The sequence below is a fragment of the Paeniclostridium hominis genome, from assembly GCF_014306135.1.
In the GTDB taxonomy this organism is placed as follows: domain Bacteria; phylum Bacillota; class Clostridia; order Peptostreptococcales; family Peptostreptococcaceae; genus Paraclostridium; species Paraclostridium hominis.
In genome coordinates this window covers 73,082-93,711 of sequence record NZ_JACRWD010000002.1, presented here as the reverse complement: position 1 = coordinate 93,711, position 20,630 = coordinate 73,082, and the positions used below count along the sequence as shown (strand labels likewise).

The following is a 20,630-nucleotide window of genomic DNA, read 5'->3' as shown; positions in this document are numbered from 1 at the left end:
AATGATTAGAAAAGAAACTATATGAGGGGTGAATAGTATGAAAATAGCTATAGCAGGAACTGGATATGTGGGTTTATCTAATGCGGTATTATTAGCGCAATATAATGAAGTCGTTGCAGTAGATATAATACAAGAAAAAGTAGACATGATTAATAACAAAAAATCTCCTATAGTAGATAAAGAGATAGAAGAATATTTATTGAATAAAAAATTGAATTTAGTTGCTACAACAGATGTATTTAAAGCATATGAGAAAGCAGATTACGTAATAATATCTACTCCAACGAACTATGATCCAGATAAAAATTACTTTAATACTCGAACGGTTGAAGCTGTTATAGCTAATGTATTGGCTATAAATCCAGATGCTACTATGATTATAAAATCAACTGTGCCGGTAGGATATACAGAAAAAGTAAGAACTATGTTTAAAACAGACAATATAATATTTTCACCAGAATTTCTTAGAGAAGGAAAAGCTCTATATGATAATTTATATCCTTCCAGAATAATAGTAGGAGAGAAATCAGACAGAGCAGAAAGATTTGCACAACTCCTTACTGAAGGAGCTATAAAGGAAGATATTCCAGTTTTATTTACTAACTCTACAGAGGCAGAAGCAGTAAAATTATTTTCTAACACATATTTAGCGCTTAGAGTAGCTTACTTTAATGAACTAGATACATATGCAGAAATTAGAGGATTAGATTCGAAACAAATTATAGAAGGGGTTGGATTAGATCCAAGAATAGGAACTCATTACAATAATCCTTCATTTGGATATGGTGGATACTGTTTACCAAAAGATACTAAACAGTTAAGAGCGAATTATGAAGATGTGCCTAACAATATCATTGGTGCTATAGTAGATGCAAATAGAACTAGAAAAGATCATATAGCAGATCAGATAATAGCTAGAAAACCTAAAGTTGTAGGGATTTATAGATTAACGATGAAAACTAACTCGGATAATTTTAGATCATCATCCATACAAGGTATAATGAAACGAATAAAAGGTAAAGGTATTGAAGTTGTTGTATATGAGCCAGCATTAAAAGAAGATACTTTTTATAACTCTAAAGTTATTAGTGATTTAGATAAATTTAAAAATATGTGTGATGTCATTGTATCGAATAGGTTAGCTAAAGAGTTAAGTGATGTAGAAGATAAAGTTTACACGAGAGACTTATTTAATAGAGATTAAATAAATTTAAATATTAACAAATGGAGAATAAAGGCATTTGCATTTATTCTCCATTTGTTAAATATAATATATATATTATAGTAACTATAATTATATGCAAATATATATATTTATTTTAAATTTACATACATTTGTATATAATACAACATTAAAACCGGGAGGAAGTTATGAGTAATTTAGCGAAATCGGCATTTTGGCTTATGGTAGTTACTATGTTATCTAAAGTAGTAGGATTTGCAAGAGAGATAGTACTAGGATACTTTTATGGAACAAGTGCATATAGTGACATATATATAACTGCTATGAATATACCATTAGTATTATTCGCAGCAATAGGATTAGCTATAGCAACAACATTTATACCTTTATATCACGAGGCGCTAGAAAATGGAGGAGAAAAAAGAGCTCTAAAATTTTCTAACAATATAGTATGTATTGTAGTAATTTTAAGCCTACTATTAGCTATATTTGGGTACATATTTGCACAACCTTTAGTAAAGTTGTTTGCAATGAATTTTACAGGAGAAAAACTAATACTAACTGTTCGATTTGTTAGAATATTGATGATCGGAATTATATTTATAGGGCTTAGTAATATAATGACTGCATACTTACAAATACAAGGTGATTTTGCTATACCAGGCATGATAGGTTTTCCTAATAATGTAATTATAATAGTATCGATAATAATAAGTGCACTTACTAAAAATATAAATATATTAGCAATAGGAGGGTTACTTGGGATGGTATCTCAATTTTTATTCCAGGTTCCATTTGCTATTAAAAAAGGATATAGATTTAAGCCAGTTATAAGCCTTAAAGATAAATATCTTAAGAAGATGTTATGGCTAGTAGTTCCTGTATTTATAGGTGTTGCTGTTAATCAAGTAAATACTATGGTTGATAGAAGTTTAGCATCGGGACTAGGGGATGGAGTTATAACTGCACTAAACAATGCGAATAGATTAAATGGATTTGTTATGGGTTTATTTATAGCTACATTATCGGCTGTCATATATCCTACATTATCTAAGTTATCTACTGAAGATAATAGGGAAAAGTTTGCAGAATCGGTAGCAACAAGTGTAAACTGTGTAAACTTATTAGTATTACCAGCATCAGTAGGAGCGATAGTGTTGGCTACACCTGTGGTAAGAATATTATTCCAAAGAGGAGCTTTTGATGAAAAATCTACTGCTCTTACAGCAACTGCATTAGTATTTTATTCAGTAGGTATGATTGGATTTGGATTAAGAGATATATTAGGCAAAGTGTTCTACTCTTTAAAAGATACTAAAACACCAATGATAAATGGTATGATAGCTGTAGCTCTTAATATCGTGTTGAATATAACGTTAGTAAAAGTTATGGGACATGGTGGACTAGCATTAGCTACAAGTTTATCAGCTATTACATGTATATTATTACTATTTGGTAGTTTAAAGAAAAAGATAGGATATTATGGACAAGATAAGATAAAAAATACATTTTTTAAATCATTAATAGCAAGTTTAGTAATGGGAGTTGTTACTTATTTTGTTTATAAGTTCTTTAATGGAATGTTAGGATTAGGATTTATACAAGAAGCTATATCTCTAGGAGGATCTGTAGGAGTAGGAGTCATTGTATATGCTTTATTAGTTAAGGTGTTTAAGGTAGAAGAGATAGATATGCTAATAGATATGGTAAAGAAAAAGGTAAAAAAAGCATAAAATCAAAATGCATTTAATTACGTGAATTAAGGGTATTTATTTTTACATAAATTAGGGAGGCATATTATGAAAAAGAAAGTAAGAAAAGCAGTTATACCCGCAGCTGGATTAGGAACAAGATTTTTACCAGCAACAAAATCTCAACCAAAGGAAATGCTTCCGATAGTTGATAAACCAACTCTACAATACATAATAGAAGAATCTGTACAATCAGGGATAGAAGAGATATTGATAGTAACAGGAAGAAGTAAAAAAAGTATAGAAGATCACTTTGATCGTTCTATTGAACTAGAGTTAGAACTTGAACAAAAGGGAAAAATAGAAATGTTAAAAATGGTACAAGATATCTCTAACATGGTAGATATATACTTTATACGCCAGAAAGAGCCAAAAGGACTTGGAGATGCTATATACTGTGCAAAGAGCTTTGTGGGAAATGAGCCATTTGCTGTATTATTAGGGGATGATATAGTAGATAGCCAGGAGCCTTGTCTAAAACAAATTATAAGAGTATATAATGAATATAATACTTCTATATTAGGAGTCCAAGAAGTAGCTAAAGAAGATACAGATAAGTACGGTATACTAGATGTTAAATACATAGAAGATAGAGTATACAAAGTTAATGATATGGTTGAAAAGCCACAAGTTGAAGAAGCTCCGTCAAATATAGCTATACTAGGAAGATATATTATAACTCCTGATATATTTGAAATACTTGAAAAGCAAGCGCCAGGAAAAGGTGGAGAGATACAACTTACAGATGCGCTTAAAACTTTAGCAAAGTATGAAGCTATATATGCATATAACTTTGAAGGAATAAGATATGATGTAGGTGATAAATTAGGATTCTTAGAAGCTACAGTAGACTTTGCACTTAAAAGACCAGAACTTAGAGATGAATTTATGAACTTTTTAACAAAAAAGATTGATGAAGCTAAAAGTACTGAGTTTGTTATAGATGAGGTTGCAGTCGATATAGAAATAAATTAATAAATATACATAAAGCTGAAGGCAAAGTAAAACTAGCCTTCAGTTTTTTTATATTTATATATGTTTTAACACCAGAGTACAATTTATTGCACTTATATAGTGCTTTAATTTTGACTTTTGTGCAATGATTATAATAAAGTATAATAAAATCAAGAAAGGGATATCAGATATGCAACTCAACATAAGGTTACAAAAAATATTAGACATACTATTAAATAATGATTATACAAAGCTTGAAAAAATAATGAAGTCATTAAATGTGTCTAAAAGAACTGCTTATTATGATATATCTAAAATAAATGAATACTTACAAAAAAGCGGACTAGAGATAACAAACATTAGAAACCTAGGATATCACATAAACCCATGTGACAAAGATGATATAAAAAAATTATTAAAATACTCAACAGATGATTATATACTATCACCAAAAGAAAGAAGTATAAAAATAATTATAGATTTACTAATAGGTTTAGAAAAATCGACTATAGAAAAATATTGTGACAGTCTATATGTAAGTAGAAACACTATTTTAGGTGATATCAAAGAAGTTAAGAAATATATAAATAAATATAACTTAATTCTTAACACTCAAGGGGGATATGTATTAGAAGGAAAAGAAAAAGAAAAAAGATACTTGTTTATAAACTTATACAATGAGTATGGATACCTTTTTTATGAATATGAACTAATTGAAGAATACAAATATATAAAAACAGAAATTGAAAAATTAGACTTAGATATTTTAAAACATAATAATCTAAATTACATCTTAATGTATTTAACTATTTTTTATAAATATTATTACAAGAAAAGCATGAACTGTTTTCATAAAGAAGATATTCAATTTTTACAAAATCTAACTTCTAATAATGATGCTGAAGTATTGTTGAATATTATAAGAAATATCATAGCTAAGGATATAAGTGATATGGAAGTTTACTATATACAAACATTTTTGGTTAGTGATAATGATATTAGAAAATTTTTCAATGAACACAAATTAAAAGGTGAATATATTTCTTCAGTTAAGATGATGATAAAAGAGTTTGAAAAAATATCATGTATATCAATTGATGATTATGAAACTTTGGAAAAAGACATACTTAATCATTTAATGCCTTCTTTATTTAGAATTAAATATGGTGTGTATTATCCCAACATAGTAAAAAATGAAATTAAGAAAAAGTATAAATCTATATATCAATTTACTAAGCAAGCTATAAAACATGTAGACAATTTAATGGATATGTTTTTAAATGAAGATGAAATTGCATATGTATCTATGTATTTTGGTGGATATACAAGTAAGATGGGTGTAGAAATAAAAATTCCTAAAATTGTTATAGTATGCAATTTTGGTATGGCTACTTCTCAATTATTAAAAAATCAGATACAAGAGTTATTTGACCTTATTGAAATAGAAGATATCTTATCTTTAGAAAAGTTTAAACAATACGATAAGTATTATGATTTTGCTATAAGTACTGTAGATATTGATGAAGATGTATCTAAGTTTATAAAAGTAAGTCCAGTACTTACAGATTTAGATAAGAAAAATTTAGTATCTCAAATTTCAAATGCTCAATCGACATTTAACAAAGAACAAGAAACAATAGATAAGATTATGAGTAGTATTGAAAGACATGCAAATATTTCAGATAAAGAAAAATTGAGAGAAGAAATAAAAACTATAATAATTAACAGTAGAGAGAAGTCAAAAATTCAAAAAGCTACACTTAAAGAACTTTTATACGAAGACACTATAAGTTTAAATAAAGAAGCTAGCGATTGGAAAGAGGCTATATTAGTAGCATCAGAAAATCTTATAAAACTTGGATATATCGAAAATTCATATGTGAATGCTTGTATAGATAATGTAGTCCAATTAGGACCATATATAGTAATAGCACAAAATGTTGCTATGCCTCATGCTAATCCTGAAAACGGTGTAAATAAGTTGGGAATGAGTATTACTACATTTAAAAATAAAATTAAGTTTTCTAATGATGAAAATCATAATGTGAAAATGATAGTAACTTTAGCACCTAAAGATAAGCAATCACATATAAAAGCACTTGCTTGTTTAACTCAGATGCTTAGAGATAAAGATAATATAGAAACAATTATAAATACAGATGATAAAAATATAGTTTTAAAACTAATAGACAAATATTCAAGGTAAACAGAAGAAAGGGAATAGTATGATAGTTAAAGTTATTAACCAGGTAGATGATTATAAAGAAGCTATAAAAATATCATGTGATATTTTAGAAAATAGAGGATCTATAGAAAAATCTTATTTTGATTCAATAATAAGTAAAATAGATGAATATGGACCATATTTCTGTATAGCACCAAAAATTGCAATGCCACATGCAAGACCAGAGGATGGTGCTAAAAAAACAGATCTATGCATTTTAAAATTAAATGAACCAGTAGATTTTTTGGGAAAAGAAACTAGTTTATTTTTAACATTAAGTTCAATAGATAGTAAATCACATTTAGAGCTTATGCAAAAGGTAGCAGGCATATGTATGGATGAAAGTAAATTAAATAAAATATTAAATACAAATAAAGAAGAAGAAATTATGGAGGTAATTTAAAATGAAAAGAATAATGGCAGTTTGTGGATCAGGATTAGGATCAAGTTTTATGGTTGAAATGAATGTTAATGAAATATTAGGAGAATTAGGGTTAAGTGGATATGAAGTATCTCATAACTCTTTAGCAGATGCTACACCAGAACAAGCAGATATATTTATAACAGCTAGTGACTTAGAATCAAGTGCATCTCATTTACCAAATTTAATAGTACTAGATGCTTTATTTGATAAAGATGAGTTAAAAGGAAAGTTACAAGCAGCTTTAGGATTATAGAAATTGATAATATAAAAAGACGTTAGGAGGGGACATTATGAATGGGTTTTTAAAAGTTATTGTAGATTTCATATCTGAACCAGCTGTGTTGATAGGGGTAATGGTTATAATTGGTTTAGTTCTTCAGAAAAAACCAATAGAAGACGTAATAAAAGGAACTATCAAGGCAATGGTTGGATTTGTTGTTATATCAGCAGCCGCTGGAGTTATAGTAGGTTCGCTTGAGCCATTTGGTAAAATGTTTGAATATGGATTTAAGGTAAGTGGAGTTATACCAAATAATGAAGCTGTAGTTGCTATGGCTATGGATGAGTATGGTACTTATACAGCTCTTATAATGACTTTTGGTATGCTGATGAACATACTTATAGCGAGATTTACTAAATTTAAATATATATTCTTAACAGGACATCATACTTTATTTATGGCTTGTATGATAGCTGTTATATTAGTTTCAAGTGGAATGAGTGGACCACATTTAATATTTACAGGATCACTTGCACTAGGGCTTATAATGGTTATATCTCCTGCAGTATGTCAGCCTTTTATGAAAGGAATAACTAAGAATGATTCAGTAGCATTAGGACACTTTTCTTCTATAGGATATTTCTTAGCAGCAGGAATCGGAAAGGCTGTAGGAAAAGGGTCTAAGTCAACAGAGGAAATGAAAGTTCCTAAGTCATTAAGTTTCTTAAGAGATTCAGCAGTTTCTATATCAATAACTATGTTGACTTTATACATAATAGTTGCATTAGTTGCAGGGCCTGAATATGTTGAAACAAATTTATCTGATGGTAAAAACTTTATAGTTTATGCTATGATACAAGCATTAACTTTTGCAGCAGGATTTATATTAATACAAAATGGAGTTAGACTAGTATTAAATGAAATAGTACCTGCATTTAAAGGAATAGCAACTAAGCTAGTTCCAAATTCAAAACCAGCACTAGATTGTCCAATAGTATTTCCTTATGCACCAAATGCAGTTCTTATAGGATTTATAAGCTCATTTATAGGTGGAGTAGTATCTATGTTAGTGCTAGGAGTAGCAGGACTTGTAATAATTATACCAGGTGTTGTCCCTCATTTTTTCACAGGAGCAGCAGCGGCAGTATTTGGAAACTCAACTGGTGGAAGAAGAGGAGCTATACTAGGTTCGTTTTTAAATGGAGTAGTAATATCATTATTACCAGTAGCATTACTTCCTGTACTTGGAAACTTAGGAATAGCTAACTCTACATTTTCAGATGGAGATTTTGGAGTAGTTGGAATATTTTTAGGTAAGATACAACAATTTGTAGGTGGATTTGGACTTACAGCAGTACTTGTGGGAATATTAGCAGTATTGGTTGTAATGAGTTTTGATTTTAAGAAAAGTGATGAAGTTAGGGAAGTAGCTTAGTATATATAAAAAATATTAAAAATAAAAGAGTGCATTCTATCAAAAATAGAAATACACTCTTTTATTTTTATTTAATTTATATTATTAATCTTTTTATATTTATCATTAAACTTTAGATAATATATATAAATTATAGCTCCTATGAACCCGCCTAAAGTATTTAACCATAAATCATCTATCTCACAAAATCTATAAGGTATAAATCCTTGGATAAACTCTACAAATAACGTTAAAGCAAAACAACATATAATAGTCTTTTTCATATTATATCCACTCTTTGAATAAACAAAAAATCCAAATGGAACAAATAAAGCTATATTACCTAGTGTTTGATATAAAAAATATCCAAAGCTGTTTTTCATAAAAATACCTATAGGTACCTTAAGTGGAATTAAGTTATAAATCTCAAATCCTTCATAGGCTACATTTAACTTAATAGGAAATAGGGTAGCAGAAAAAACAAATACTACCGACATATATAAACCCAAATTAGTTATTTCATTTTTAATATTTAAATTAGTACCCTTTATAAAACAAATTAATGATCTTGAAAAAATATAAATAGCTATAAAACACACTAAAACCATTAAATTAAAATCTATTACCAATATTAAAATCCTCCTAAAAATAATACTGTATAACTAATTATAGACTATTTATAAAATATAGATACAAAAAATTATTCGAAATAGGAATAAGTATGAAAAATAGATAAAGCTGATAAAGTATTGAGAAGGTTATAATATTGGAATAATAGGTATAGTCAGGATGTAAGGAAATAGTTTTAACTGATGAGAAAACTTAAAGTAAAAATGATAGTATAACAAATAAGCTAAGTTTATTTAAATTTTACACAAATTTGTATATAAAAGTAGCTAGGCAAAATTAGAAATGGTAGGAAAACATGAGTAATTTAGCAAATCAGCATTGACTGTTAATTTTGTAAGAATAATGATAATAGGAATAGTATTTATAGGGCTTGCTGTTAACCAGGTAAACACTATGGTAGATAGAAATTTAGCATCAGGTTTTGGAGATGGAGTTATAACTGCTCTTGATAATGCAAATAGATTAAATGGATTTGTAATTGGACTATATATATCCACTTTAGGAGCGGTTATATATCCCACATTATCAAAGTTATATAGTATAAACAATAAGTAAAAACTTGCAGAGTCAGTAGCAACTAGTATTAACTGTGTAAATTTGGTAGCAATATGTTGATAAGTATGGTAAAGAAAAAATTAAAAAAATCATAAGATAAAATAGTAGTAATAGATACATTTTAATTCGATTTAATAATAGCATATCTACAAAATAGATATTTCAAAATGAAATATCTATTCTTAACGTTACCGAAAAAAATTCGCAATAACTTATATCTAAATTAGATAAATATATAACTAATTATCCCTAATTTACCATTTTACATAAAAATTCGTCAACATCAGTAACACTAGGATGAAACCATTAGAACGTCTAATTTAAAATGTTACCAAATTAGGTACCCTAAGTGTTACCGAGAAAATTCGTCAACATATAAACCTAAAATTACTGTTGACAAAAAAACACCTAGGTCAACACATACTTCAACGTTTTTATAAATATTAAATAAAATTTCGATAATACTATTTATATATTAAAAAAGACATTTGAATACTAAAATATAATTTAGCTCCACAAAATCCAACTAAAGTATTTAACCATAAATCATATATTTCACAAAAACTATATTTCATAAATATTTGTATAGGAACTTTTAATGGATAGTCTAAATAATATTAAAGCTGACTTCTAAATTACTTGGGAATCAGCTTTTTTTAGTTATAATATATATAAATAATTATATATATTACTCTACACTTTTTAAACTATTTACCGAAAATAATAAAGAGAAGTTTGCTGATTATGTAGCTGAAGGTTTAAATTATATAAGCTTAGTTTATAATTACAATTAGCAATATCAGTTTATAATTACAATTTAGATAAGAGGTATTAGTATGAGAAAACCCACAAAGGTAATTTTAGGAATATTTATAGCTATAGCTATAATAATTTTAGGTTCATTTGGATATATTTATGCGAAGTTAGATTCTATTTATGTTAAAGGTTCAGATAATAAATATAAATCTAGTCAAGGTGAGGAACAAAGTGGCAAGATGGTAGATGGTATAACTAATATACTTTTAGTAGGTATAGATGGAACTCGTATAGATAAAGGAAATAGATCTGATTCTGTTATGTTAGCTACAATAGATAGTAAAAGCAAACAGTTAAAGATAACATCAATAGCAAGAGATACATATGTTGATATACCAGGACACGGATATGAGAAATTAACTCATGCATATGCATATGGTGGAATTGACTTATTAAAAGAAGTTTTTAAAAACAACTTTGATATAAATATAGATAAGTATGTAGCTGTAAACTTTATTTCATTTATAGATGTTATAGATGAGATAGGAGGAGTGACAGTAGATATAAAAGCTAAAGATATAAATGAAATCAATACTTATATAGATGCTTGCTATAAATACTATGGAGATAGAGAAAATAAAGCTCCTAAGGAATATATAACTAAGCCTGGGGTACAAAAATTAAATGGGTACCAAGCATTAGCATTTAGTAGAATTAGATATACTGATAGTGCTTTTGCAAGAGACAATAGACATAGAGAAGTTGCTCAAAGTGTTTATAACGAATTTTTAAAACAAGATCCTCTGATGTATAAAAAGGCTGCTGACATATTGTTAAGAAATACTAAAACTAATATAAGTCCTATGGAGATGATAGATTTAGGATTTACAGTTTATAATATAAAAGATAGTAATATTGAACAACTAGAATTTCCATTAGAAGGTCATAGAAATGGTCATATTATAAGCAAACAAAAAGGTTGGGTTTTAGAGTGGGATAAGGATTATAATTTGAATGCTCTACATGAATTTATATTTGGGCAACCTTATAAAAAGTAGTATAAAAAGCTCATAGATTATAATCTATGAGTTTTTTAGTAAAAATATTTTTATATAGATATAAGTTTAAATATGAAAAATAAATGAATGAAGTAAAGTTTTTGATAAATAAATGCTTTAATGTTAAGAAGTTAAAATAAAAAAACAATATTATTACAAATATGTTAAATTTATATTAAATTTATAAAAGTTTATATATAATATTATTTAGGCAAAGTTAGAAATTGGAGGAAGATATGAGTAGTTTAGCAAAATCAGCATTTTGGCTTATGGTAGTCACTATGCTATCAAAGGTTTTAGGGTTTGCAAGAGAGATAGTACTTGGATACTTTTACGGAACAAGTGCATACAGTGACGTATACATAACAGCTATGAATATACCTTTAGTGGTATTCGCAGCAATAGGAACAGCTTTAGCTACAACTTTTATACCGCTATATCATGAAGTCTTAGAACATGGTGGAGAAAAAAGAGCGTTAAAATTTTCTAATAACATAATGTGTATAGTAGTAATCTTAAGTTTAATTTTAGCCATATTAGGATATATATTTGCAGTGCCATTAGTAAAGTTATTTGCTATGAACTTTATAGGAGTAAAACTAGAATTAACTGTTAGATTCGTAAGAATAATGATAATAGGTGTCGTTTGTATAGGACTTAGCAATATAATGACTTCATATCTACAAATACAAGGAGATTTCACTATACCAGGCATGATAGCATTTCCTAACAACATAGTAGTAATAGCATCTATAGCGTTGAGTGCTATTATGAAGAATATAGATATTCTAGCTATAGGAGGATTACTTGGAATGGCATCACAGTTTTTATTCCAAGTGCCATTTGCAATTAAAAAAGGTTATAAGTTTAAACCTGTATTAGACTTTAAAGATAAATACTTGAAGAAGATGTTATGGCTAGTAATTCCTGTATTTATAGGAGTTGCAGTTAACCAAGTTAATACTATGGTAGATAGAAGTCTAGCCTCAGGGTTAGGTGATGGAGTTATAACTGCATTAAATAGTGCGAGTAAATTAAATGGGTTTATTTTAGGATTATTTATATCTACTATAGGAGCTGTTATATATCCAACATTGTCAAAACTATCTACTGAAAATAATAAGGAAAAGTTCGCTGAATCTATAGCTAATAGTGTTAACTGTGTAAATTTAGTAGTACTACCAACGACAGTAGGTGCAATAGTTTTAGCAACTCCTGTTGTTAGAGTATTATTTCAAAGAGGAGCTTTCGATGCAAAATCTACATCGCTTACTGCTACTGCTTTAATATTTTATTCAGTAGGTACAATAGGATTTGGGTTAAGGGACATATTAGGTAAGGTATTTTACTCTTTAAAAGATACTAAAACGCCTATGATAAATGGTGTTTTAGCAGTCATTCTTAATATTATTCTAAATTTAGCTTTAGTAAAGGTTATGGGGCATGGTGGTTTAGCATTAGCAACTAGCTTATCGGCTATTATATGTATATTATTACTATTTGGCAGTCTAAAGAAAAGAATGGGTTATTATGGGCAAGATAAAATAAAAAATACATTTTTTAAGTCGCTAATAGCAAGTCTTATAATGGGATTAATAACTTATTTTGCTTATAAGTTTTGTATTGCTATATTAGGATTAGGATTTATAAAAGAAGCCATATCATTAGGTATATCTGTAGGAATTGGAGCTATAGTATATGCTGTATTAGTTATAGTATTTAAAGTAGATGAGATATATATATTTATAGATATGATTAAGAAAAAGGCAACTAGAGCATAGGAAATCTAATAAATATTAACATAAAAATTAAGTATAAAAGAAAATATATATAATTTCTGTATTAAGAGTCTATTTAAAAATAGACTCTTTTTGTTTTTATTTTCTAGAAATAAGTTTATAAATTTATAGATATATACAAATTTATAGAAGTTTTGACTATCATAGAAAAAATATGAAAGAATTTAACTAAAGGAAAATTAATAAAATCAAGAGAATTGAGATAAAAAGAATATATAATAAGGAGTAAACAAATGAATAAGGAAAGTAAAATAGTAGCAGCATCAACAATATTAACAACTGCGGTAGTATCTGGGTTTACTTTATCTCAAGGACCTATAGTGCTTGATAAAGAAGAATATAAAAGGGTAGAACAAGAAGTGGCTGTAAAAGATATTGTAGCTAATTTAAAGGAAATTGAAAAAACAGAACAAGTAACTCAGGATTCGATTAAAGTTGAAGAAAACAAAGAACAAACTAAAAAAATTAAAACAAAAAATGAGCAAAAAAATACATATAAAAATCAAAACTACATTAAACAAAAAACTAAACCAGTAAAACTAGAGATACAAAGTTATCAGAAACCATCAATACAAGAACAAAAGCCACAACAACCAATAATATCAAAACCATCGATAAAGCCAGAAACACAACAACCACCGACATCACCGGAGCAACCGATAGAACCAGAAACACAACAACCACCGACATCACCAGAGCAACCGATAGAACCAGAAACACAACAACCACCGACATCACCGGAGCAACCGATAGAACCAGAAACACAACAACCGTCGACATCACCAGAGCAACCGATAGAGCCAGAAAATCCACAAGTAACAGAAGAATTAGATACGTAATTATTATTAAATAGATTTATAAAAAAAGTAGACATGTCTAAAAAACTTTATATAACGGAGGATATAGTGAAAAACATATTATTAAATTTGCTAAATTAAATTTAAAAGATAGAATGCAAGCTACAATATATATGAGAAATTTAATATTGATTAATATACTCTAATGATTTATAATTAGATAAACTAAACAACTAATTATTATACCTGTATAAATTTGACAATAAGGGTCAAGAGTTTCTACCAAATCACCGTAAATGATTTGACTACAGGAAGTTTATTTATTATATAGAAAATATAAACTCCTGTCTTTTGTGACAGGAGTTTTTTTATAAGCTTTCTTAAAGCATTTATGCAGGTACTACAATTCGGAGGAGTACTTATGGAAAAGTTAAAAGAAAAAATATTAACTGAAGGAAGAGTTTCAGGTGATGATATATTAAAAGTTGATAGTTTCTTAAATCATCAACTAGATGTAGCATTTTTAAATGAAATAGGTAAAGAATTTGCTAAAAGATTTGAAGGTAAAAAAATTGATAAGATACTTACTATAGAAGCTTCAGGAATAGCTATCGCATCAATAGCTTCTCAACATTTTGGAAATGTTCCAGTTGTATTTGCAAAAAAAGTTGAATCAAAAAATTTAGATAAAGATGTATATGAAGCTCAAGTATATTCATTTACAAAAGCTAAAAATTATACTATAAGAGTTTCTAAAAAATACTTAAATGAAGGTGAAAATATATTAGTTTTAGATGATTTCTTAGCAAATGGAAGAGCAGCTATAGGATTAAATGAATTAGTTGAACAAGCTGGAGCTAACTTAGTTGGAGTTGGTATAGTTATAGAGAAGGGATTCCAAGAAGGAGCTAAGCTTTTAGAATCTAAAAATATAAACTTACAATCATTAGTTGTACTTGATTCAATTAAAGATGGTAAAGTAAACTTTAGATAAAAAGTTGGGATATCCCGACTTTTTTATTTTTATGAATTAATTTGTAGAAAAAAATAGATAAGAATTACTATTAAATAATAAAAAAATATTATATAATCTAAATATGGGAAAAAATGGGTTAAAAAAGGGAGGTCCCATATGAGGTTAAAGATAAAATTGGTAATTGGGATTACCTTGATTTTAATAATGTTGGGGTTATCATATATTATTATAAACACTACTATAATGTATTATCAAGAATTTGGGAGTATTTCAAATTATCTTTATGAATATAAAGAAGAAAATAAAATATAATACTACGAAATTAAACTGCGTAAGCAGTTTTTTTATTTAAAAAATACTTAATTTACAATTTTGAAATAGTTGTTACGAATCTGTAATACAAAAAGATAGTTATATATAGTATAATTAATTCATAAGAAAAAATGACAGGAAACGACAGTTAGGGGGGAATTTTTATGAAGAAAAATATTTTTGAAAATCCTAAAAACAAAAATAGAAGAAGAAAGGTAAACATAAAAAGAGCATTTTTGTTAATGGTAGCTTGTTTAGTAATCTTTGGTTCGTTTAACAAAGTTAAAGCTTATGTAGATGAAGCTATAAAAGAAAAGCAAGAACAAAAGATTGCAGAACAAAAAAGATTAGCTGAAGAAGAGAAAAAACGTAAAGAGGCTGAAGAAGCTAAGAAAAAAATGATTGGTGTTAAGCATGGAGCGGAAAGTTATAGTTACAGTGCTAAAAAAGTTGAAGACAAGTTAAAAAAAATGGATTATTCTAATAACGGTGAAAAGATAGTATTTTTAACTTTTGATGATGGTACGTCAACTACAGTTACTCCACAGATATTAAAAACTTTAAAAGATGAAAATGTTAAAGCAACATTTTTTCTAACAGGACAAAATATAGAGCGTGGTGGAGAAAAAGCCAAAGAACTTATAAAGCAAGAATTTGAAGAAGGACATGCTATAGCTAATCACTCATATAGTCACGATTATGGTATATTATATCCTAATAGAGTTTTAAACCTAGAATCATTCAAAGAAGATTTTAAAAAGACTGATGATATATTAAAAGATGTTTTAGGACCTTACTTCTCAACTGAGGTTATAAGATGTCCAGGTGGACATATGTCTTGGAAAGGTATGCAACCTTTAGATAAGTATTTAGATGAAAATGGTATAGCATCTATTGACTGGAATGCTTTAAGTGGAGATGCTGAAGGAAAGAAAAAGAATCCTCAAGAATTATATGATTATGCTGTTAAAACATCAGCAGGAAAAGATATGGTAGTTGTATTAATGCATGATACTTATGGTAAAGAAAATACTGCTAAGGCTCTTCCTCAAATTATAAAATATTTCAAAGATAATGGATATCAATTTAAGGTTTTAGTATAATTATGTAAATTAAAAATTAAATTATATATAAAGAAGAGCTATATCTAAATAGAGATTAGCTCTTTTTTTATGTATAATTAAAAGTATGGAGGATATTATGAAAAATAGGATAAGATATTTTATAATTACAATTATAATTATGTTTATGGGGTTGCTATCTAGAAAGTTTATGTTTATATTCCCAAGAAATATTGCTCCTTTTATTGGAGATATGCTTTGGGCTATGATGGTTTACTTTGGATTTAGATTTTTATTTCCTAAATTAAATATTACAAAAAGTTTAGTACTAGCTTTTTTATTTTCTTTTTCTATAGAAATAAGTCAATTATATCAAGCTCAATGGATAAATAATATAAGAAATACTATAATTGGAGGATTGATTCTTGGACATGGATTTTTATTTGAAGATTTAATCAGCTATAGTATAGGAATAATTTTAGGATGTGTGGTAGATAAATTAAGTAAATAAAATTAAAAGCTATAGAAAAATTTGAATTTCTATAGCTTTTTAACTATTTATTTTAAATACTCGTCTATAGAGTTGGCAACAGTTTTAGCAGCAACAACAGCTTCTATAACTGTTTTAGCTCCATGTGTAACATCTCCACAAGCAAATACACCATCACGAGTAGTATGTCCACTATCATCAGTCATAATAAGACCCCTATTATTAACATCTAGACCTTTATTATTAGAAACTATAGTATTTCTAGGAAGTTGACTAACAGCAATTAGTATAGAATCACATTTAAATAGTTTTTCACTATCTTCTACTGTAATTAAAGAAGTTTTACCATTTTCATCTACAACTTTTTTAGTATCTGCTAAAATAATTCCTTCATTAACTATTTTAACAGGAGCTTTATAAGTCATAAATTGTACTCCTTCTTCAATAGCTTCATGTATTTCAGCTTTAGTAGCAGTCATATCTTCAAAGTCACGTCTATAAGCTACATAAACATCTTTAGAGCTATAATGTTTGGCACTTCTAGAAGCATCCATAGCAACATTACCAGCACCTATAACAACTACTTTATCACCTAAATCGTAGTTTTGAGGAGAACGTAAATAATCTATTGCATAATGAACGTGACCTAAGCTCTCACCCTTTATATCAAGTCTTCTAGGATTCCAAACTCCAGTACCTATAAATATAGCATCATATCCATCATCAAATAATTTATCAAGAGTTAATACAGGACCTACAACAGAGTTTATTTTAAATTTAACTCCCATAGATTTTAATATATCAACTAAGTTATCTATTATTTCTCTAGGTAATCTGAATTCAGGGATACCATATCTAAGTATACCACCTAATTGTTCATTTTTTTCAAATACAGTTATGTTATAACCTTTTTTAGCAAGTTCAAGTGCCACTGTAAGGCCAGCAGGACCAGAACCAACTATAGCTATATTTTTACCATTTTTATCAACTTTATCAAACTTAGCTTCTTCTAAAAATTTTCTAGAAATTTCTTCTTCTATTTTATAAAATTGAATAGGTTCACCTTTAATACCTCTAATACAGTTTCCTAAGCATTGATTTTCATGAGGACATACTATTGAACAAACTGCAGATAAAGGATTGTTATTAAATAAAAGTTCACCAGCTTCTTTTAATTTACCTTCTTTATATAAATTTATAACATTTGGTATGTCTGTATTAATTGGACAGGCATTTTTACATCTAGCATTTTTACATACCAAACATCTATTAGCTTCTAAATTTAAATCTAACAAATTATCACCACCTCTAATAATATATACTATTATACCCTAAAATAACTATTTATAATATATAATAAAGTCGAAAAATACAAATCTTGTTAGAATATTTGCGCAATTGACTATAAATTTGAGTAAATATATAATTAAAAGTATAAAATAGGAGGTATTTACTATGTATAGAAAATTATTAAGTCTTTTTATAATACTCTCGATAGGAATGATTGTTTTAGGATGCGAAAAACATGAAAAAACAAAAATTAATGTAAGTGTTGCAGTTAGTTTAAAAAATCCATTTCAAGAAATTGAAAAGTTGTATGAACAAGAAAATAAAGATATAGATTTAGTTTTAAATTTTGGATCTTCAGGTTCTCTAAAGCAACAAATAGTTCAAGGAGCTCCATGTAATATATTTATATCAGCTTCTAAAAAATATATGGATGAATTAAAAAAAGATAATTATTTGATAGATAATAAATATAATGAATTTACAAAAAATAGATTAGTTTTAGCTAGTAGTACAAAAGATATAAAAAGCATAGATGATTTAAAAAATAATGAATATAAAAAGATAGGAATAGGAGATTTAAAAAGTGTTCCAGTAGGTCAATATGCAAATGAAGTAATAATTAATAAAGGTATAAAAAATGACATAGAAAACAAACTTGTATATGGAAAAGATGCAAAAGAAGTATTAGCATGGGTAGTGTCTGGAAATGTAGATGCAGGATTTTTATATTCAAGTGATACAATAAACAAGAAAAATTTACATATATACAATATTGCAAATGATTTACACTCACCTATAGTATATCCAGTTGGAATAATTAAATCAGAAAATAATTTAGATCAAATTAAAAAGTTTAATAAATATTTACTTAGCAATGACGTTAAGGACATATTAAAAAATTATGGGTATGAATCATAAGTTTGACAACAATTTAGATAGGAGATTATCAAATGGATATTTCACCATTAATTATTTCGATAAAAACGTCTTTAAGTGCAACATTTATAACCTTTACATTAGGTATTTTAATTGCTTATAAAATGGCATGGTATAAAGGTAAGTATGAAAATATTATAGATACATTATTAACTTTGCCATTAATACTACCGCCGACGGTGGTAGGATTTTTTTTGTTAATTATAATAGGTAAAAATGGTCCTGTAGGAATTTTACTTAAAAACTTTGATATAAATTTAATATTTACTTGGACAGCGACAGTAATTTCAGCCACAGTAGTATCCTTTCCAATAATGTATAGGACTTTAAAAGGTTCATTTGAACAAATAGATAATAATATGGTATACGCAGCTAGAACACTAGGACTTAGTGAAAAGCAGATATTTTACAAAATAGTTATTCCTTTAGCTTATCCAGGAATAATTGGTGCAGTAGTGCTATCCTTTGCTAGGGCACTTGGAGAATTTGGAGCAACTTTGATGGTAGCAGGAAATATACCGGGTAAAACTCAAACTATGCCAATAGCTATATTTTTTGAGGCTGAAGGCGGAAATATGAATCAAGCAATGCTCTGGGTTATGATTATGATTGGATTATCATCTATAGTTATAGTAGTGTCTAATTGTATATCAAAATCTAAGCTTAGAAAACTTGGAAAGAGGGATTAAAGATGTCTTTATATATAGATATAGAAAAAAAGTTAAATAGCTATGTTCTAAAAGTAAATATAAATCAAAATAATAAAATTACTGGATTATTGGGGGAATCTGGTTGTGGTAAAAGTATTACTTTAAAATGTATAGCAGGACTTGAAACCCCAGATAAAGGAAAGATTATAGTGAACAATAAGGTGTTATACGATTCTAGTAAAAATATAAATTTAAAACCTCAAGATAGGAATGTAGGTTTTGTATTTCAATATTATGCACTTTTCCCTCATATGACAGTTGATGAAAATATAAAATTGGGGTTAATCAATAAAAGTAAATTTGCTACAGATGAAATTTGTAATGAATATATAGATAAATTTAATTTGAAGAAGTTAAAAGATTTATATCCAAATCAGTTGTCAGGGGGACAGCAGCAAAGAGTCGCATTGGCTAGAGCATTAGTTAAAGAACCGGAAATATTACTTTTAGATGAACCATTTTCAGCTCTTGATTATCATCTAAGAGATATTATGGAAGAAAATTTAAGAAATACACTTAAGAGCTATGAAGGTAACACTATATTTGTAACTCATAATATAAATGAAGCTTATAGAGTTTGTGATGATATAGTTGTATATGATAATGGATTAGCAATCAACAAAAGAAGTAAAGATGAATTATTTAAAAGTCCAAAATCGTTGAAAGAGGCTAAATTAACTGGTTTTAAGAATATATCAAAAATTAAATTTATAAAAGGTGAAGTTATTTATGCCATAGATTGGGATATTTATATAAATGTAAACAATATGAGTATAAATGAAGATTTAAATTATGTATGTATAAGAGAAGAGGATATAAAAATTAGTAATAATAGAAGGACTGAGGTATTTAATATGGAACTTATAAATATTATAGAAAATCCTTTTGACTATACTGTAAGTTTAAAAAAAGCTAAGTCTGATAAATTATCTCCTATTTATATTAATATAAAAAAGACTGATATGAATTCACTTAGTGGAAATTTTATAAATATAGAATTTGATAAAGATAAACTATGCTTTTTTTAACAACTAAATTTTAATAGAATCTGAGTTTATTGTATAATATTATTTGTGAAGGAGGAATTATT

20 protein-coding genes and 1 riboswitch are annotated in these 20,630 nt (G+C 27.5%); of the genes, 18 read left to right on the top strand and 2 right to left on the bottom strand.

The window, feature by feature from the left end:
- Window positions 1–37 precede the first annotated feature (37 nt).
- From H8891_RS08330 to H8891_RS08300, 7 genes are all read left to right on the top strand, one after another.
- Complete coding sequence (locus H8891_RS08330) at window positions 38–1,204, top strand: nucleotide sugar dehydrogenase (RefSeq protein WP_187006072.1); 1,167 nt, start codon at window positions 38–40, stop codon at window positions 1,202–1,204.
- 167 nt (window positions 1,205–1,371) lie between these two features.
- The gene (gene murJ, locus H8891_RS08325; RefSeq protein WP_187006071.1) at window positions 1,372–2,916 is read left to right on the top strand and encodes a murein biosynthesis integral membrane protein MurJ; all 1,545 of its coding nucleotides are present in this window, start codon (window positions 1,372–1,374) and stop codon (window positions 2,914–2,916) included.
- Window positions 2,917–2,982: 66 nt separating this feature from the next.
- The gene (gene galU, locus H8891_RS08320) at window positions 2,983–3,909 is read left to right on the top strand and encodes a UTP--glucose-1-phosphate uridylyltransferase GalU (protein ID WP_187006070.1); all 927 of its coding nucleotides are present in this window, start codon (window positions 2,983–2,985) and stop codon (window positions 3,907–3,909) included.
- Between the two features lie 124 nt (window positions 3,910–4,033).
- Window positions 4,034–6,094 carry a BglG family transcription antiterminator gene (locus tag H8891_RS08315; RefSeq protein ID WP_187006069.1) on the top strand — a complete coding sequence of 687 codons (2,061 nt, stop codon included), beginning with the start codon at window positions 4,034–4,036 and terminating at the stop codon, window positions 6,092–6,094.
- Between the two features lie 19 nt (window positions 6,095–6,113).
- Window positions 6,114–6,515 carry a PTS sugar transporter subunit IIA gene (locus tag H8891_RS08310; protein WP_187006068.1) on the top strand — a complete coding sequence of 134 codons (402 nt, stop codon included), beginning with the start codon at window positions 6,114–6,116 and terminating at the stop codon, window positions 6,513–6,515.
- Between the two features lies 1 nt (window position 6,516).
- Complete coding sequence (locus tag H8891_RS08305) at window positions 6,517–6,789, top strand: PTS sugar transporter subunit IIB (protein WP_147543324.1); 273 nt, start codon at window positions 6,517–6,519, stop codon at window positions 6,787–6,789.
- 37 nt (window positions 6,790–6,826) lie between these two features.
- Window positions 6,827–8,191 (top strand): PTS ascorbate transporter subunit IIC, encoded by a 1,365-nt coding sequence (locus H8891_RS08300; RefSeq protein ID WP_187006067.1) that lies wholly within the window; start codon window positions 6,827–6,829, stop codon window positions 8,189–8,191.
- Window positions 8,192–8,262: 71 nt separating this feature from the next.
- Here the strand turns inward: H8891_RS08300 and H8891_RS08295 are convergent, their stop codons facing one another.
- Complete coding sequence (locus H8891_RS08295) at window positions 8,263–8,799, bottom strand: VanZ family protein (RefSeq protein WP_187006066.1); 537 nt, start codon at window positions 8,797–8,799, stop codon at window positions 8,263–8,265.
- Window positions 8,800–9,118: 319 nt separating this feature from the next.
- Here H8891_RS08295 and H8891_RS08290 point away from each other — a divergent pair, with 319 nt between their 5' ends.
- The 8 genes from H8891_RS08290 (at window position 9,119) to H8891_RS08255 (ending at window position 16,625) form a co-directional block, all read left to right on the top strand.
- Window positions 9,119–9,355, top strand: coding sequence for a lipid II flippase MurJ (locus H8891_RS08290; protein ID WP_243207814.1), 237 nt, complete (start codon window positions 9,119–9,121; stop codon window positions 9,353–9,355).
- 836 nt (window positions 9,356–10,191) lie between these two features.
- Window positions 10,192–11,169 (top strand): LCP family protein, encoded by a 978-nt coding sequence (locus H8891_RS08285; RefSeq protein WP_187006065.1) that lies wholly within the window; start codon window positions 10,192–10,194, stop codon window positions 11,167–11,169.
- A 236-nt stretch (window positions 11,170–11,405) separates the two neighbouring features.
- Window positions 11,406–12,950, top strand: a complete 1,545-nt coding sequence (murJ, locus tag H8891_RS08280) for a murein biosynthesis integral membrane protein MurJ (RefSeq protein ID WP_187006064.1) — start codon at window positions 11,406–11,408, stop codon at window positions 12,948–12,950.
- A 251-nt stretch (window positions 12,951–13,201) separates the two neighbouring features.
- A complete protein-coding gene (locus H8891_RS08275; RefSeq protein ID WP_187006063.1) occupies window positions 13,202–13,807 on the top strand; it encodes a hypothetical protein in 606 nt (201 codons plus the stop codon).
- 184 nt (window positions 13,808–13,991) lie between these two features.
- Window positions 13,992–14,093: riboswitch (purine riboswitch) on the top strand.
- A 93-nt stretch (window positions 14,094–14,186) separates the two neighbouring features.
- The gene (locus H8891_RS08270) at window positions 14,187–14,759 is read left to right on the top strand and encodes a xanthine phosphoribosyltransferase (RefSeq protein WP_187006062.1); all 573 of its coding nucleotides are present in this window, start codon (window positions 14,187–14,189) and stop codon (window positions 14,757–14,759) included.
- A gap of 138 nt (window positions 14,760–14,897) precedes the next feature.
- Window positions 14,898–15,053: a hypothetical protein gene (locus tag H8891_RS08265; protein ID WP_187006061.1), complete on the top strand. Its 156-nt coding sequence runs from the start codon at window positions 14,898–14,900 to the stop codon at window positions 15,051–15,053.
- 164 nt (window positions 15,054–15,217) lie between these two features.
- The gene (locus tag H8891_RS08260; protein ID WP_187006060.1) at window positions 15,218–16,156 is read left to right on the top strand and encodes a polysaccharide deacetylase family protein; all 939 of its coding nucleotides are present in this window, start codon (window positions 15,218–15,220) and stop codon (window positions 16,154–16,156) included.
- A gap of 97 nt (window positions 16,157–16,253) precedes the next feature.
- The gene (locus tag H8891_RS08255) at window positions 16,254–16,625 is read left to right on the top strand and encodes a ribosomal maturation YjgA family protein (protein ID WP_187006059.1); all 372 of its coding nucleotides are present in this window, start codon (window positions 16,254–16,256) and stop codon (window positions 16,623–16,625) included.
- Between the two features lie 47 nt (window positions 16,626–16,672).
- Here H8891_RS08255 and H8891_RS08250 read toward each other — a convergent pair whose 3' ends face one another.
- Window positions 16,673–17,899, bottom strand: coding sequence for an NAD(P)-dependent oxidoreductase (locus H8891_RS08250; RefSeq protein WP_207723604.1), 1,227 nt, complete (start codon window positions 17,897–17,899; stop codon window positions 16,673–16,675).
- 160 nt (window positions 17,900–18,059) lie between these two features.
- Between H8891_RS08250 and modA the strand changes: the two genes are divergently transcribed.
- Genes modA through H8891_RS08235 form a run of 3 tightly spaced genes read left to right on the top strand, consistent with a single transcriptional unit; the run spans window position 18,060 to window position 20,568 of the window.
- Window positions 18,060–18,812, top strand: coding sequence for a molybdate ABC transporter substrate-binding protein (gene modA / locus H8891_RS08245; RefSeq protein ID WP_187006058.1), 753 nt, complete (start codon window positions 18,060–18,062; stop codon window positions 18,810–18,812).
- A 32-nt stretch (window positions 18,813–18,844) separates the two neighbouring features.
- Window positions 18,845–19,519 (top strand): molybdate ABC transporter permease subunit, encoded by a 675-nt coding sequence (gene modB / locus H8891_RS08240; protein WP_187006057.1) that lies wholly within the window; start codon window positions 18,845–18,847, stop codon window positions 19,517–19,519.
- A 2-nt stretch (window positions 19,520–19,521) separates the two neighbouring features.
- The gene (locus H8891_RS08235) at window positions 19,522–20,568 is read left to right on the top strand and encodes a sulfate/molybdate ABC transporter ATP-binding protein (protein WP_187006056.1); all 1,047 of its coding nucleotides are present in this window, start codon (window positions 19,522–19,524) and stop codon (window positions 20,566–20,568) included.
- The last annotated feature ends 62 nt before the right edge of the window (window positions 20,569–20,630 follow it).

What these genes read in the sequence shown, in the direction of transcription:
- H8891_RS08330 (WP_187006072.1), top strand. Translation starts at nt 38, where the DNA reads ATGAAAATAGCTATAGCAGGAACTGGATATGTGGGTTTATCTAATGCG.
- murJ (WP_187006071.1), top strand. Translation starts at nt 1,372, where the DNA reads ATGAGTAATTTAGCGAAATCGGCATTTTGGCTTATGGTAGTTACTATG.
- galU (WP_187006070.1), top strand. Translation starts at nt 2,983, where the DNA reads ATGAAAAAGAAAGTAAGAAAAGCAGTTATACCCGCAGCTGGATTAGGA.
- H8891_RS08315 (WP_187006069.1), top strand. Translation starts at nt 4,034, where the DNA reads ATGATTATAATAAAGTATAATAAAATCAAGAAAGGGATATCAGATATG.
- H8891_RS08310 (WP_187006068.1), top strand. Translation starts at nt 6,114, where the DNA reads ATGATAGTTAAAGTTATTAACCAGGTAGATGATTATAAAGAAGCTATA.
- H8891_RS08305 (WP_147543324.1), top strand. Translation starts at nt 6,517, where the DNA reads ATGAAAAGAATAATGGCAGTTTGTGGATCAGGATTAGGATCAAGTTTT.
- H8891_RS08300 (WP_187006067.1), top strand. Translation starts at nt 6,827, where the DNA reads ATGAATGGGTTTTTAAAAGTTATTGTAGATTTCATATCTGAACCAGCT.
- H8891_RS08285 (WP_187006065.1), top strand. Translation starts at nt 10,192, where the DNA reads ATGAGAAAACCCACAAAGGTAATTTTAGGAATATTTATAGCTATAGCT.
- murJ (WP_187006064.1), top strand. Translation starts at nt 11,406, where the DNA reads ATGAGTAGTTTAGCAAAATCAGCATTTTGGCTTATGGTAGTCACTATG.
- H8891_RS08275 (WP_187006063.1), top strand. Translation starts at nt 13,202, where the DNA reads ATGAATAAGGAAAGTAAAATAGTAGCAGCATCAACAATATTAACAACT.
- H8891_RS08270 (WP_187006062.1), top strand. Translation starts at nt 14,187, where the DNA reads ATGGAAAAGTTAAAAGAAAAAATATTAACTGAAGGAAGAGTTTCAGGT.
- H8891_RS08265 (WP_187006061.1), top strand. Translation starts at nt 14,898, where the DNA reads ATGAGGTTAAAGATAAAATTGGTAATTGGGATTACCTTGATTTTAATA.
- H8891_RS08260 (WP_187006060.1), top strand. Translation starts at nt 15,218, where the DNA reads ATGAAGAAAAATATTTTTGAAAATCCTAAAAACAAAAATAGAAGAAGA.
- H8891_RS08255 (WP_187006059.1), top strand. Translation starts at nt 16,254, where the DNA reads ATGAAAAATAGGATAAGATATTTTATAATTACAATTATAATTATGTTT.
- modA (WP_187006058.1), top strand. Translation starts at nt 18,060, where the DNA reads ATGTATAGAAAATTATTAAGTCTTTTTATAATACTCTCGATAGGAATG.
- modB (WP_187006057.1), top strand. Translation starts at nt 18,845, where the DNA reads ATGGATATTTCACCATTAATTATTTCGATAAAAACGTCTTTAAGTGCA.
- H8891_RS08235 (WP_187006056.1), top strand. Translation starts at nt 19,522, where the DNA reads ATGTCTTTATATATAGATATAGAAAAAAAGTTAAATAGCTATGTTCTA.